We start from the raw sequence: 12,574 nt of genomic DNA, 5'->3' as shown, positions 1-12,574 counted from the left end.
GGTGGGAGTCACTTGATTCCGCCGGGACCGCCGGGGGTGCCCCCGGCGCCGCCCGATGGGGATCCCGGGGAAAACCCGGGGCCGAGGAAGATGAAGGCGCCGTGGCTGTATCCGGCGCTGAGCGGTTCGACGCGGATGCTGCACGGGTAGCTGCCGTCGGGGCCGACGATCACGATGTTGTTGCTGTAGCGAAGGTATTCGGTCTTGCCGTTGTCGGCGCGCGCGTCGGGTTCGGCGTAGTCGGCGAGCGCGTCGGCCACCTGATCGGGAGAACCGCTGCACTGGTAGCGAGTTCCGTTCACGTCGCGGGCGTACTCGTGATAATGGCCGGCGATATACGACGCGATGTTCTTTTGCAGCAACAGGATTCCGAAGATCAGGCATGCCACGCCGGCCACGCCCAGCACGCCGGCGATCACGAACAGGCGGTTGCGGCTCACGGGCGCCACCGGCTGGCCGTGTGCACCACCGTTCCGCCGTTGCCGGCGGGACGGCCCGGATAGAGGTGCCAGGTCTGCCAGCGCCAGCCGGCGCCGTCGGGTTCGGCGGCCAGCACGGTCAGCGCGGCGTCATCGCCGGGAAACGTGCCGCCGAGCCAGCCCGCCCGCTGGGCGCAACGGTCGCGCAGGTCCCGCGCGAGGCCGCGAAAGCTCGCCTCGTCATGGGTGTCGGTACGGGAGCGCAGCCGGTAGCCGGGCGCCTCGGTGCGCTCCGGCAGGTCGGCGCCGAGACTGCGTGCGGTGCAAGAGATTTCCTCGGAGAACGCATGCTCGACGGCGACGACATGCGAGGCGCCGAGCACGCCGAGCAGCAGCGCGGCACCGCCGTCGGGGTGGTCCAGCCGGCAGCTCGCCAGCGGCGCGGGCACGGGAGCGTTGAGCGCCAGTCCCAGCCGTTCGCCTGATACGTCGGCCGGGGTCACGGCGAGCTGATGAAGGGGCACCGAAAAGACCCTGCTCTACGCCGGGCTGGGCGGGGGCGCCGCGTACACGGTGATCTCGCCGGGCGAGACCGATTTGCCCGTCGATACCTCCCAGGGCATGTCCGGGGCCCAGCGCTCGAACGAGAGCAGCGCCGACTCGTCGGCGTTGGTGCAGTCGACGAATTCCATCTCGCCGCCGGCCGGCAGGCCGGTGGTGCCTTCGGTCGTGTAGGAGGCGTGGCCGCGTTCGGACTCGTGGAACATCACGCCGTCGACGACGTATGGGTCGCCGGGCCGCAGCGGCACATCCTTGCGGGTCACCCACATGGCCAGCTCCAGGCGCCCGTCGTCTTCCTCGACGCTGAACCAGACCGGCTGGTCGCCACCCTCCAGCAGGTGTTCCCACCAGACGAAGGGGCCCTCGCGGAAGGTGACCGAACCGCGCACGATGTAGTCGACGCCGCCGAAGCTGACGATGGCGCCGGGCCCGAGTTGGCGCGGCCCGAACTGTGGCATCGCGTCGGCGGCCAGCGGATCCTGGCGCCCGCCCCGGGGCGCCGGTTGCTTCGGCCGCCGCAAAGCCACCACCAGCACCACGATGGACGCGATGAAGAGCACCACGGCGATCATGACCAGCAGAGATCCCACGCCAACCCCTCCGTTGCCACATTGCTCGAGCGAACGTGGGCTAAAGCTAACAGCTTTTTGTCGGGTTCGGCGGCGTAACGTCACCGCGGGAATCGGCGGCACGGCCGCGTGTCCTACCCGGACCCGTCGGCGCCGGCCGCTAGGGTGGCGAACAGTCCCCCGCAAGCGGGTGGTGCCCCCAGTTCTACTAGGTGGGAGCGGGAATGCGGGTGATGGGCGTCGATCCCGGCCTGACCCGATGCGGTCTGTCGGTGGTCGAAAGCGGGCGCGGGCGCGCGGTCGTCGCGCTGGACGTCGACGTGGTGCGCACGCCCGCGGACGCCCCGCTGGCCCAGCGGCTGCTGAAGATCAGCGACGCCGTCGAGCACTGGCTGGCCACTCACCGGCCGGACGTGGTGGCGATCGAGCGGGTGTTCTCCCAGCTCAACGTGTCGACGGTGATGGGCACCGCCCAGGCCGGCGGTGTCGTCGCCCTGGCGGCCGCCCGCCGCGGCGTCGACGTCCACTTCCACACCCCCAGCGAGGTCAAGGCCGCGGTCACCGGCAACGGTGCCGCAGATAAGGCACAGGTCACCGCCATGGTCACCAGAATCCTTGAGCTGCAAGCCAAACCGACGCCGGCCGACGCCGCCGACGCGCTCGCGCTGGCGATCTGCCATTGCTGGCGGGCGCCGATGATCTCCCGGATGGCCGCCGCCGAGGCGATGGCCGCCGAGCAGCGGCAGAAATACAAGGCCAAGCTGAACGCCAAGCTGAAGGCCGCGCGATGATCGCCTCGGTTCGCGGCGAGGTCCTGGAGGTGGCGCTCGATCACGTGGTGATCGAGGCGGCCGGCGTCGGCTATCGGGTGAACGCGACGCCGTCGACGCTGGCGACGCTGCGGTCGGGGACCGAGGCCCGGCTGATCACCGCGATGGTTGTCCGCGAGGATTCCATGACGCTGTATGGGTTCGCCGACACCGAGGCCCGCGATCTGTTCCTGACGCTGCTGTCGGTGTCGGGAGTGGGGCCGCGGCTGGCGATGGCGACCCTGGCCGTGCATGACGCCGCCGCGTTGCGCCAGGCGCTGCACGACGGCGACGTCACCGCACTGACCCGGGTGCCGGGGATCGGCAAGCGCGGCGCCGAACGCATGGTGCTCGAACTGCGCGACAAGGTCGGCGTCGGCGCGGCGGACGCACCGGCCGGCGCGGGCCACGCGGGTCTCAATGGCCACGCGGTGCGCAGTCCGGTCGTGGAAGCTCTTGTCGGCCTTGGGTTTGCGGCCAAGCAGGCGGAGGAGGCCACCGACAAGGTGCTGGCCGCCGATCGCGACGCCACGACGTCGAGCGCCCTGCGCGCCGCGCTGTCGTTGCTGGGTAAGTCCCGATGACGGACGACTACGAGGACCGGGAGGTCTCCCCGGCGCTGACCGTGGGCGACGGCGACGTCGACGTCAGCCTGCGACCGCGCTCGCTGCGCGAGTTCATCGGCCAGCCGCGGGTGCGCGAGCAGCTGCAGCTCGTCATCGAGGGAGCCAAAAACCGCGGCAACACACCGGATCACATCCTGTTGTCCGGTCCGCCGGGGCTGGGCAAGACCTCGCTGGCCATGATCATCGCGGCCGAGCTCGGGTCGTCGCTGCGGGTGACGTCCGGCCCGGCGCTGGAACGCGCCGGCGACCTGGCGGCGATGCTGTCCAATCTGGTCGAGCACGACGTGCTGTTCATCGACGAGATCCACCGCATCGCACGGCCCGCCGAGGAGATGCTCTACCTGGCGATGGAGGACTTCCGCGTCGACGTGGTGGTCGGCAAGGGGCCCGGGGCGACGTCGATTCCGTTGGAGGTGGCGCCGTTCACCCTGGTGGGCGCGACCACCCGGTCCGGCGCGCTGACCGGCCCGCTGCGCGACCGCTTCGGCTTCACCGCACACATGGACTTCTATGAGCCCGCCGAGCTGGAGCGGGTGCTGGCCCGCTCGGCCGGGATCCTGGGCATCGAGCTCGGCGCCGAGGCCGCCGAGGAGATCGCCCGGCGCTCGCGCGGCACCCCACGCATCGCGAACCGGTTGCTGCGCCGCGTCCGCGACTTCGCCGAGGTGCGCGCCGACGGCGTGATCACCCGCGACGTCGCCAAGTCCGCGCTGGCGGTCTACGACGTCGACGAGCTGGGCCTGGACCGGCTGGACCGCGGGGTGCTCTCGGCGCTGACCCGCAGCTTCGGCGGCGGCCCGGTCGGGGTGTCGACGCTGGCGGTGGCGGTGGGCGAGGAGGCCACCACGGTCGAGGAGGTGTGCGAGCCGTTCCTGGTCCGCGCCGGCATGATCGCGCGCACGCCCCGGGGCCGGGTGGCCACCGCCCTGGCGTGGACGCACCTGGGCATGACACCGCCGGCCGGGGCCGCCGGGCTCGGCCAGGCCGGCCTGTTCGACTAGCGGCGATGGCCCCCGGCCGTTTCGCGGCCAAATTGTGACCTTCGCGCCCGGCCGGGCCCGCACGGTCGTAGGCCGGGGTGTCCGGCCAGTTCAGACCGTCGGCACCGCGGACGGTGTGGCCGCAGCCGCCGCCCGCCGGAGCCCGTGCCGGCGGCCCCAGCAAACATCAACCTGGGCCCGACCGGTTACACCCCGGCACCGTCGGGTAACCAGCCTCACAGCAGACATACCTGTTTGAAGGAGGTTCCGATGAGGACCACGAGCCACGACTACGATCGCCCTCGCGCGCTATACATGCCACGTTCCCGCGGCGCGCTAACCGGGTTACTCCTGATTCTTCTGGGTGCGTGGGGTGCGTTGGTGCCATTCTTCGGGCCCAACATCAACTGGGCGTACATGGCCGACCCGGCCTGGACGTGGACCACGGCGAAAGGCTGGCTGGAGGTACTCCCCGGGGTCGCCGCGGCGGTCGGCGGCCTGCTGGTGCTCATGTCCGGTAACCGTGCCAGCGCGGTGTTCGGCGGCTGGCTGGCGGTCGCCGGCGGAGCATGGTTCGTGGTCGGCCGCGCGTTCGCCGCGCCACTCGGCATCGGCGACATCGGTCAGCCGATGGCGGCGACGGACCTGAAACGAGCCCTGCTCGAGGTCACCTACTTCACCGGCCTGGGCGCCCTGATCGTGTTCTTCGGCGGGGCCGCGGTGGCGCGACTGGCGGTTCGGCACGCGCGTGACGTCGTGGTGACGCAATCGGCGCCGGTGGCGGGCGAGGCCGTCCCGGCGGCCCAACCGGCCATGTATGACGAGACGCGTGGCCCGGCGGGCGCGCGGGCGGACGCTGTGGAGGCCGAGCGGGCGCCCCGTGGGCGCACCGGCGGCGGCCTGTTCCGCCGGCGCACCGGTGGTGGCCTTTTCCATCGGCACCACCACGCCGGCGCCTAGCGCGCAATCTCCGAGGCGGGAGGCACCGGTAGCCCCGGCTACCGGTGCCTTTTCGCGTCAGGCTGGCCCGGCTAACCGCCGGTCGGTAATGTTCACCGGCCGGGACAAGCGAAAAGGTGGCCGCCGCCACGCGGTCCGCGACCGGCGAGGAGGAGCGATGATCACCACCGCGTTGGTGTTCGCCGCACTGGCGGCGATGCTGCACGTCTACATCTTTGTGATCGAATCGTTGACCTGGACCTCGGAGCGCACCCGCGCCACCTTCGGCACCACCCCGGCCGAAGCAGAAACCACCAAGCTGCTCGCCTTCAACCAGGGCTTCTACAACTTGTTCCTGGCGATCGTCACCGCTGCGGGCATCGTCGCGGTTGCCTTGGGGCACACGGGGATTGGAGCGGCCCTGATCTTCGCGGGTGTCGGATCGATGGCCGCCGCCGCGGTGGTGCTGATCGCATCCGACCGCGATAAGGCACGCGCCGCCGCGACGCAGGGGACCCTTCCGGCGATCGCGATCGTGCTGCTGTTGCTCGGCCTTCAGCAGTAACACCAGTCCCAGCAGCCCCAAAAGCCACGGCTACCGGTGGCTTTCGCCTTCCTCGTGGGTTAGTAGTGGAAGGCGCTGGGTAACCAGCCCAGGCCGGAATTCGACCCGGTATTCAACGAGGGGATGTCATGAAATACGCAGAAGACGGCCGACCCCGCGGGCTGAGTATGCCGCGCTCGCGCGGCGCGGTCAGCGGATTGCTCCTGGTCATCTTGGGAGCCTGGGGGGCGTTAATACCGTTTGTTGGTCCACACTTCAATTTCGCCTACACACCGGACCGGGACTGGGCGTGGAGCACGGCCCGGGGCTGGCTGGAGGTGGCGCCGGGAGCGGCCACCGTACTGGGCGGCCTGTTACTGATCGTCGCCGGCAACCGGGTTGCCGCCATGCTGGGCGGTTGGCTGGCCGTGCTGGCCGGCGCCTGGTTCGTCGTGGGTGGCCAGTTCGCCCCGTTGTTGGGCATCGGCTCGGCCGGCGACCCGATCGCCGCGACCGACCGCAAGCGCGCGGTGCTCGAGGTCACGTACTTCTCGGGTCTGGGCGCGCTGATCATCTTCGTGGGTGGCGTCGTACTGGCGCGCACCGCCGTGCGCCTTGCCCGCGACGTGCATCCGATCGCGGGCGAGCCCGTCGGCGCGGCGCCGGGCGTTGAGCCCTACCGGGATTCGGCCTACGAGCCGGCCGAGGTCTCCTCGGGCGCGCTGACCAAGCCGCGATCCGCGGCCGACGCGGAGCCCAAGCGGGGATGGCGCAAGAACCGCGCCGGCGCGGGCGCCGGCGCCAACGCCGCGTACCTGCGCTGGCCGCACCCGCAGCAGTAGTTCGCGCCGATCAACAGCAATCGCCCAGTCCCGCAACGGGACTGGGCGATTGCTTTCTTGCCGTTAGAGCAGTCCGAGCAACTGCAGGTTGGTGATGTACTTGACGATCACCGGCGCCGACACATGCGGAATGTCTTTGTCGGGGCCAATTTTCGCGTCCTGCACGGCCGCACGGAACACATCCGTGGGTGCCATCGAGCCATTGATCGGCTTCTCCGGCTTCTGGTAGTTGTGCAACAGCGGCAGCAGCGAGTACTGACGCTGCCGATCCGGCAGGGCCCGCAGCGATGTCTCGAACCGACGCAGCCACTCGGAGTAATCCGGGATGCGCTCGATCGAGTACCCGGCCTCCACCAGCCAGTCGATGTACTCGTCGAGTCCGATGCCGTCGTCGTACGGGTTCATCACGTGGTACGTCTGGAAGCCGGTGTCGCTGTCCAGGATCTGCGTTCCCAGCGTCGAGATCGCCGCGGCGATGAACTCGACCGGCAGGCCGTCGTAGTGCGCCCGCTGCCGGTTGCCGTCGGCGTCGAGCTCGTAGAACGAACCGGGCGCGATACCGGTGGCGACCAGGCTCAGCATCAGCCGAGTGAACATGTCCGGCAGGTTGAGCTGTCCGGCATAGGTGGTGTCGGCCAGGATCATGTCGCAGCGAAACACCGTGACGGGCAGGCCGCACAGGTCGTGTGCCTCACGCAGTAACACCTCGCCGGCCCACTTGCTGTTGCCGTAGCCGTTGGCGTAGTTGTCGTTGATCTCGCGGGTGGCGCTGATCTGCCGGATGTCGGCGTTCTCGACGAACTTGCCCGGCTGGATCTGGTCGCCCACACCGATCGTCGACACGTACGTGTACGGCTTTTGCTTGGACGTCAACGCAATTCGGATCAGCTCCGCGGTGCCCAGGGCGTTGGGGCCGAACAGCTCGCTGTAGGGCAGCACGTGGTTCACCAGCGCCGCCGGGTCGACGATGATGTCGACCGTGTCGGCCAGTCGCTGCCAGGTCTGCTGGTCCAGGCCGAGGTTGGCCTCGCCCTTGTCGCCCGCGATCACCTCGAGGTGGTCGGCGGCCAGCTCCTGGTAGTGCGCAAGCAGTTTCGGGTCGCCGCTGTCGAAGGTCTTGTCGAGCCGGGCTCGCGCCTCCTCGTCGGACTTGGCCCGTACCAGCGCAATGACCTTGCCGTCGACCATGTCCATCCGCTCGAGCCAGTCCAGTGCCAGGTAGCGGCCCAGGAATCCGGTCGCGCCGGTCAACAGCACCGTGCGCACCTCGGTCGCCGGCTTCGGCAGGCTGGGCGCGCCGGCCAGGATGGCCTCGTCGAGGAACTTGTCCAGCGTGAGGTCACTGGCGTGCACCGTGGTGGCGCCGCGTCCGTGCACGGCGGCGAACGTCGGCCGCTTGGAACCCTGCCGCTCGGCCTCGACGTAGGCGGCGATGGCCGCCAGGTCGTTGGCCGGGCTGACGATGACACCCACCGGGACGTCGACGTCGAAGATCTCACGCAGCAGGTTGCCGAATGTCAACGCCGACAAGGAGTCTCCACCCAGCTCGGTGAAGTGGGCGTCGGGGGACACCTCGGTGGTCGCGGCCCCCAGCATGGCGGCCGCGGCCCGGCTCACGGTCTGCAGCACCGGCGCCTCCGCGCCGCTGCGGCGCAGTTCGGCCAGCTCGTTGGCCTGGCCCGCGGTCAAATCGGCGTAGATCTGCTCGAGCCGTTCGCCGTAGTGCTGCTTCAGCTTCGGCCACGCCAGCTTGCGGATCCCCGTCAGCAGACCGTTTTCCAGCGTGAACGGGGTGGTCTCGATGATGAAGTCGCGCGGCACCTCGTAGGACTGCAGGCCGGTCTCTTTGGCGACCTTCTGCAGCGAGTCGGCGATCTTCGGCTTGAGCGACGCCAGCCCTGTTTCGGCGCTGTGGCGCAACGCCTCTTCGGTCGGCACCACGACGGCCAGCAGGTAGGGCTGTGCGCTGTTGCCGTAGACGTAGATCTGGCGGATCAGCGGGCTGTTGCCGAACACCGCCTCCAGCTTCGCCAGCGTCACGAACTCGCCCTGTGCGAGCTTGAGCACGTTGTTGCGGCGGTCGACGTAGACCAGCTGGTTCGGAGCGACCTCGGCGAACACGTCACCGGTGCGGTAGTAGCCGTCGTCGTCGAAAACGTTGGCGGTGGTCTCGGCCCGCTTGTAGTAGCCGGGGAACATGTTCTCGGTCCGCAGCAGCAGCTCACCGCGCGGGTGCGGGCGGTCGGTGCTGAAGTAGCCCAGGTCCGGAACGTCGACCAGCTTGTAGTCGATCACCGGCGGGCGCTGAATCTCCCCGTCGAACAACACCATTCCGGCCTCGGTCGAGCCGTAGCCGTCCATCAGATGCATCTGCAACAGCGACTCGGCCCACTTCTTCAACTCCGGCGAGGTGGGCGCGGAGCCCGTCATCGCGAAGATGAACCGCCCGCCGAGCAGGTACTGGCGCTGTTCTTCCAACACCGCGGCCTCGACCGCCTCGCGATCCCCGCCGTCGGCCAGACGGCGCTCGACCTGGCGCTGGAATTCACCGAACAGCGTCTCCCAGATGCGCGGGACGAAGTTCATCTCGGTGGGGCGCACCAATTCGAGGTCCTCGAGCAGGGTGGACAGGTCGCTGCGCGCCGCGAAGTAGGCGGTGCCGCCATTGCCCAGCGTGCCGTAGAGGATTCCACGCCCCATCACGTGGCTCATCGGCATGAAGTTGAGCGTGATCGATGCGGCGCTCTCGCCGAACCAGTTCTTGCTGCCGCGCCGCCACATCTTGCCGACGTTGCTCTGCGGGTACATCGCGCCCTTGGGGGCGCCGGTGCTTCCGGAGGTGTAGATCAGCAGCGCGAGTGAGTCCTCGTCGGTCTGCTGCTCGGGAACCGGGGGCAGGTCCTTGCCGCGCTGCAACACGTCGGCGAGCTTCTCGACGACCACGCCGGTGCCGGCCAGCCGGGCGACGGCGTTTTCCACGGCCTCGCGCTGGTCGTCGACCTCGGGTTGGTAGTCGAACACGACGAGCCTGCCGGGCACGTGCTCGCCGGCCAGGATCAGCTCCACGGCGTCGGGCAGCTGGTTGACGCTCGAGGCGACCAGGCTGGGCTCGGTCTCGGCCACGATCGGCTGCAGCGACGAGATCGCCGCGCTGGTCTGCAGCGGCACCGACACGGCGCCGATGGTGCCCAGCGCGATGTCGATGGTGGCGTAGTCAACGCTGTTGAAGCCCAGCACGCAGACGCGGTCACCGGGGCTTACCGATGCGCCGGCCCAGGCGCGGCCGAGGGCCGAAACCCGTTCGCCGAGTTCGCCATACGTGAGGGTCTCGAAGCGGGGGAGCAGCTCGGCCGACGTCCGTCCGGTCTTGGCGTCCTTGACGAACTCCACGACGCGCTGCCCCAGTGCCGGCCGGTCGGCGTAGCCCTCCAGCACGGTCCGGATGATCTGCGGCAGCCGCAGACCGGGCTGTTCGGTGGCAGCGGTGATCGCCGGGTCCGGTCGGGCGGCGGCGAACTGGGGGTCGTTGGCAATGAGTTGCTCGATGCGGCGGTCGAGTTCTTCGTCATGAATAGCAGTCGACATAACAGATCCCTTGCAAATGAAAGTTAGCGAGTCATTTTGCGCTGTACGCGCTGACACATAGAACGTTAGCTAAAGTAACGGTATTCCACCATGACTCGGCCTTTGTGGTGTTTGTGAGATTGCCCACGCGGGGTGGGCGGCCCGCCCTGGCTTACAGTTCGCGCAGGAGTCCGCCGAGGATGTCGATGCCCTCGGCCAGCAGCTCGTCGCTGATGGTCAGCGGCGGCAGCAGGCGGATGATGTTGCCGTACATGCCGCAGGTCAAGACGACCACGCCGGCCGCGGCGGCCGCGACGGTCAGTTTCTGTGTCAGTTCTTTGTCGGGCTCGGCAGTCCCCGACTTCACCATTTCGATGGCGATCATGGCGCCCCGACCGCGCACGTCGCCGATCCGGTCGTCACCGGCCTGCAGGCGCAGCAGTGGTTCGGTGATCAGGCGTTCCAATTGCCGGGCCCGTTCGATCAATCCGTCGTTTTCGATCGTCTCGATGGTGGCCAACGCGGCCGCGCACGCTAGCGGGTTTCCGCCGAAGGTGCCACCCAAACCGCCGACGTGCGGCGCGTCCATGATCTGCGCCCGGCCGGTGACCGCCGACAGGGGCAGCCCGTCGGCGATGGCCTTGGCGGTGCAGATCAGGTCGGGCTCGATGCCCTCGTGTTCGCACGCGAACATGGCGCCGGACCGCGCGAACCCGGTCTGCACCTCGTCGGCGATGAACACCACGTCGTTGTCGCGGCACCAGTGCAGCAGGGTGGGCAGGAAGCCCTCGGCCGGAACGATGAACCCGCCCTCGCCCTGGATGGGCTCGATGAGGAGGGCGGCCAGGTTGTCGGCGCCGATCTGGCTGTCGATCACGTTGATGGTGCGCGCGGCGGCCTTTTCCCCATCGGTGGCCAGTTCCTTGTCGATCAGGCCGTCGCGGTAGGGGTAGGACAGCGGCGCGCGGTAGACCTCCGGCGCGAACGGGCCGAAGCCGCTCTTGTAGGGGGCCGACTTGGCGGTCAGCGCCATCGTCAGGTTGGTGCGGCCGTGGTAGGCGTGGTTGAACGCCACCACGGCGGGCTTGCGGGTATACGCGCGCGCGACCTTGACGGCGTTCTCGACCGCCTCGGCGCCGGAGTTGAACAGCACCGTGCGCTTCTCGCCGGAGCCCGGGGTGATCCGGTTGAGCGTCTCGGCGACGGCGACGTAGGACTCGTAGGGCGTCACCATGAAGCAGGTGTGGGTGAACTCGGCCACCTGCGCGCGCACCGCTTCGACCACCCGGGGCGACGAGTTGCCGATGGTGGTCACCGCGATGCCGGAACCGAGGTCGATCAGCCGGTTGCCGTCGACGTCCTCGATGATGCCGCCGCCGGCGCGCTTCACGAAGACCGGCACCGACACGTTCACCGCGTGCGACACCGCCGCCGCCCGGCGCTTGGTCAGTTCCAGCGAAGCCGGACCGGGGATCTCGGTGACCAGCTGGCGAGTCTGCTCGAGGCTGGCCACCACATAACTCCTCCCCGCGGCGTGCGTGTCACGTCGCATCAAAAGCCTATCGACCTTGGCGCCGGCGGGCACTCCGTGCACCGTGGCGGGCGGCCGCGCGCCACGGCCTGCCAGACTGAACGGGCACACTGGATCGTTACGAGGTGCGCGACGCTCGAGTCGTACCGGCACCCAGCCACCAGGAAAGCCCCGATAATTTACGACGAAAGACAGGCGCGTCCATGCAAAGTTTGATCCTGTTCCTGCCGTTCCTGCTCATCATGGGCGGGTTCATGTACTTGGCGTCGCGCCGCCAGAAGCGCGCGATGCAGGCCACCATCGACCTGCACGAGTCGCTGCGTCCCGGCGACCGCGTGCACACCACGTCGGGCCTGCAGGCCACCGTCGTCGCGATCACCGACGACAACGTCGACCTGGAGATCGCCCCCGGCGTGGTGACCACCTGGATGAAGCTGGCGATCCGCGACCGGATCCTGCCCGACGACGGCGACGACCTGGCCGACGGTGACGACCCCGCCCACGAGGACTCGATCACCAAGGATTTGTGACCGGGATTTCCCACCGACCGCTGCAACGGACCGCTTGCGCAACGGGCAAGTGGGGGCCACGTAGGCTCTGTCCGGGGTAACTAACCGATTTTCGAGGAGATAGAAGGAACGTGGCATCGTCTTCGGCGCCGGTGCACCCTGCCCGCTACCTGTCGGTCTTCTTGTTATTGCTCGTCGGCGTCTACCTGTTGGTGTTCCTCACCGGGGACAAGCGGGCCGCGCCCAAGCTCGGTATCGACCTGCAGGGCGGCACCCGCGTCACGCTGACGGCACGCACCCCGGACGGCTCGAAGCCCAGCCGTGAGGCGTTGGCGCAGGCCCAGCAGATCATCGGCGCCCGGGTCAACGGGCTCGGCGTCTCGGGTTCGGAGGTCGTCGTCGACGGCGACAACCTGATCATCACCGTTCCCGGCAACGACGGCAACGAGGCCCGCAACCTGGGCCAGACCGCCCGCCTCTACATCCGGCCGGTGCTCAACTCGATGCCCGCCCAGGGCGCCGAGCCCAAGCCGCCGGCGCGCCAGCCCGCGGGCGGTCAGCCGGCCCCGGGGCAACCCGCGCCCGGTCAGCCGGCTCCCGGGCAACCGGCGCCCGGCACGCCCGCGCCCGGTCAACCCGCCCCGGCTCAACCCGTGCCCGCTCAGCCGGCTCCCGCCCACC

Annotated in this window: 12 protein-coding genes and 1 pseudogene; 8 read left to right on the top strand and 5 right to left on the bottom strand. The window is 69.2% G+C overall.

All coding sequences use genetic code 11. The annotated features are described in order from the left end of the window. Positions 1-8: 8 nt before the first annotated feature. Genes ACYQ8K_RS19830 through ACYQ8K_RS19820 form a run of 3 tightly spaced genes read right to left on the bottom strand, consistent with a single transcriptional unit; the run spans position 9 to position 1,570 of the window. Positions 9-440: a DUF4247 domain-containing protein gene (locus ACYQ8K_RS19830; RefSeq protein WP_459971633.1), complete on the bottom strand. Its 432-nt coding sequence runs from the start codon at positions 438-440 to the stop codon at positions 9-11. After that, positions 437-943: a DUF2617 family protein gene (locus ACYQ8K_RS19825; protein WP_459971631.1), complete on the bottom strand. Its 507-nt coding sequence runs from the start codon at positions 941-943 to the stop codon at positions 437-439. The genes ACYQ8K_RS19830 and ACYQ8K_RS19825 overlap by 4 nt, the downstream gene beginning before the upstream one ends. Positions 944-958: 15 nt before the next feature. Beyond that, positions 959-1,570 (bottom strand): DUF4178 domain-containing protein, encoded by a 612-nt coding sequence (locus ACYQ8K_RS19820; RefSeq protein ID WP_459971629.1) that lies wholly within the window; start codon positions 1,568-1,570, stop codon positions 959-961. Positions 1,571-1,773: 203 nt separating this feature from the next. Here ACYQ8K_RS19820 and ruvC point away from each other — a divergent pair, with 203 nt between their 5' ends. The 6 genes from ruvC (at position 1,774) to ACYQ8K_RS19790 (ending at position 6,289) form a co-directional block, all read left to right on the top strand. Beyond that, positions 1,774-2,340 (top strand): crossover junction endodeoxyribonuclease RuvC, encoded by a 567-nt coding sequence (gene ruvC, locus ACYQ8K_RS19815; RefSeq protein ID WP_459971627.1) that lies wholly within the window; start codon positions 1,774-1,776, stop codon positions 2,338-2,340. Continuing rightward, positions 2,337-2,942, top strand: coding sequence for a Holliday junction branch migration protein RuvA (gene ruvA, locus ACYQ8K_RS19810; protein WP_459971625.1), 606 nt, complete (start codon positions 2,337-2,339; stop codon positions 2,940-2,942). Before ruvC ends, ruvA begins: the two co-directional genes overlap by 4 nt. After that, positions 2,939-3,985, top strand: coding sequence for a Holliday junction branch migration DNA helicase RuvB (ruvB, locus tag ACYQ8K_RS19805; protein WP_459971623.1), 1,047 nt, complete (start codon positions 2,939-2,941; stop codon positions 3,983-3,985). The genes ruvA and ruvB overlap by 4 nt, the downstream gene beginning before the upstream one ends. A gap of 249 nt (positions 3,986-4,234) precedes the next feature. Then, positions 4,235-4,924 carry a hypothetical protein gene (locus ACYQ8K_RS19800; RefSeq protein ID WP_459971621.1) on the top strand — a complete coding sequence of 230 codons (690 nt, stop codon included), beginning with the start codon at positions 4,235-4,237 and terminating at the stop codon, positions 4,922-4,924. A gap of 157 nt (positions 4,925-5,081) precedes the next feature. Next, positions 5,082-5,468, top strand: a complete 387-nt coding sequence (locus ACYQ8K_RS19795) for a DUF1304 domain-containing protein (RefSeq protein ID WP_459971620.1) — start codon at positions 5,082-5,084, stop codon at positions 5,466-5,468. Positions 5,469-5,596: 128 nt separating this feature from the next. Next, the gene (locus ACYQ8K_RS19790; RefSeq protein ID WP_459971618.1) at positions 5,597-6,289 is read left to right on the top strand and encodes a hypothetical protein; all 693 of its coding nucleotides are present in this window, start codon (positions 5,597-5,599) and stop codon (positions 6,287-6,289) included. Positions 6,290-6,352: 63 nt separating this feature from the next. Here ACYQ8K_RS19790 and car read toward each other — a convergent pair whose 3' ends face one another. Further along, positions 6,353-9,874: a carboxylic acid reductase gene (car, locus tag ACYQ8K_RS19785; protein ID WP_459971616.1), complete on the bottom strand. Its 3,522-nt coding sequence runs from the start codon at positions 9,872-9,874 to the stop codon at positions 6,353-6,355. Positions 9,875-10,025: 151 nt separating this feature from the next. Next, a complete protein-coding gene (gabT, locus tag ACYQ8K_RS19780) occupies positions 10,026-11,366 on the bottom strand; it encodes a 4-aminobutyrate--2-oxoglutarate transaminase (protein ID WP_459971724.1) in 1,341 nt (446 codons plus the stop codon). A gap of 221 nt (positions 11,367-11,587) precedes the next feature. On the opposite strand from gabT, the gene yajC reads away from it, so the two are divergent. Together yajC and ACYQ8K_RS19770 are read left to right on the top strand one after the other, a co-directional pair. Further along, positions 11,588-11,914 carry a preprotein translocase subunit YajC gene (gene yajC / locus ACYQ8K_RS19775; protein ID WP_459971614.1) on the top strand — a complete coding sequence of 109 codons (327 nt, stop codon included), beginning with the start codon at positions 11,588-11,590 and terminating at the stop codon, positions 11,912-11,914. 110 nt (positions 11,915-12,024) lie between these two features. After that, positions 12,025-12,574, top strand: a pseudogene (locus tag ACYQ8K_RS19770) (protein translocase subunit SecD); the annotation flags it as partial.

It is taken from the genome of Mycobacterium sp. MUNTM1 (assembly GCF_054660795.1).
Note: the sequence above shows the minus strand (reverse complement) of the source record. Positions and strands in the feature narration are given on the sequence as shown.

Excerpts from the sequence above, each read along its gene's own strand:
- yajC (WP_459971614.1), top strand. The coding sequence starts at position 11,588 with ATGCAAAGTTTGATCCTGTTCCTGCCGTTCCTGCTCATCATGGGCGGG.
- car (WP_459971616.1), bottom strand. The coding sequence starts at position 9,874 with ATGTCGACTGCTATTCATGACGAAGAACTCGACCGCCGCATCGAGCAA.
- ruvC (WP_459971627.1), top strand. The coding sequence starts at position 1,774 with ATGCGGGTGATGGGCGTCGATCCCGGCCTGACCCGATGCGGTCTGTCG.
- ACYQ8K_RS19795 (WP_459971620.1), top strand. The coding sequence starts at position 5,082 with ATGATCACCACCGCGTTGGTGTTCGCCGCACTGGCGGCGATGCTGCAC.
- ruvB (WP_459971623.1), top strand. The coding sequence starts at position 2,939 with ATGACGGACGACTACGAGGACCGGGAGGTCTCCCCGGCGCTGACCGTG.
- ACYQ8K_RS19800 (WP_459971621.1), top strand. The coding sequence starts at position 4,235 with ATGAGGACCACGAGCCACGACTACGATCGCCCTCGCGCGCTATACATG.
- ruvA (WP_459971625.1), top strand. The coding sequence starts at position 2,337 with ATGATCGCCTCGGTTCGCGGCGAGGTCCTGGAGGTGGCGCTCGATCAC.
- ACYQ8K_RS19790 (WP_459971618.1), top strand. The coding sequence starts at position 5,597 with ATGAAATACGCAGAAGACGGCCGACCCCGCGGGCTGAGTATGCCGCGC.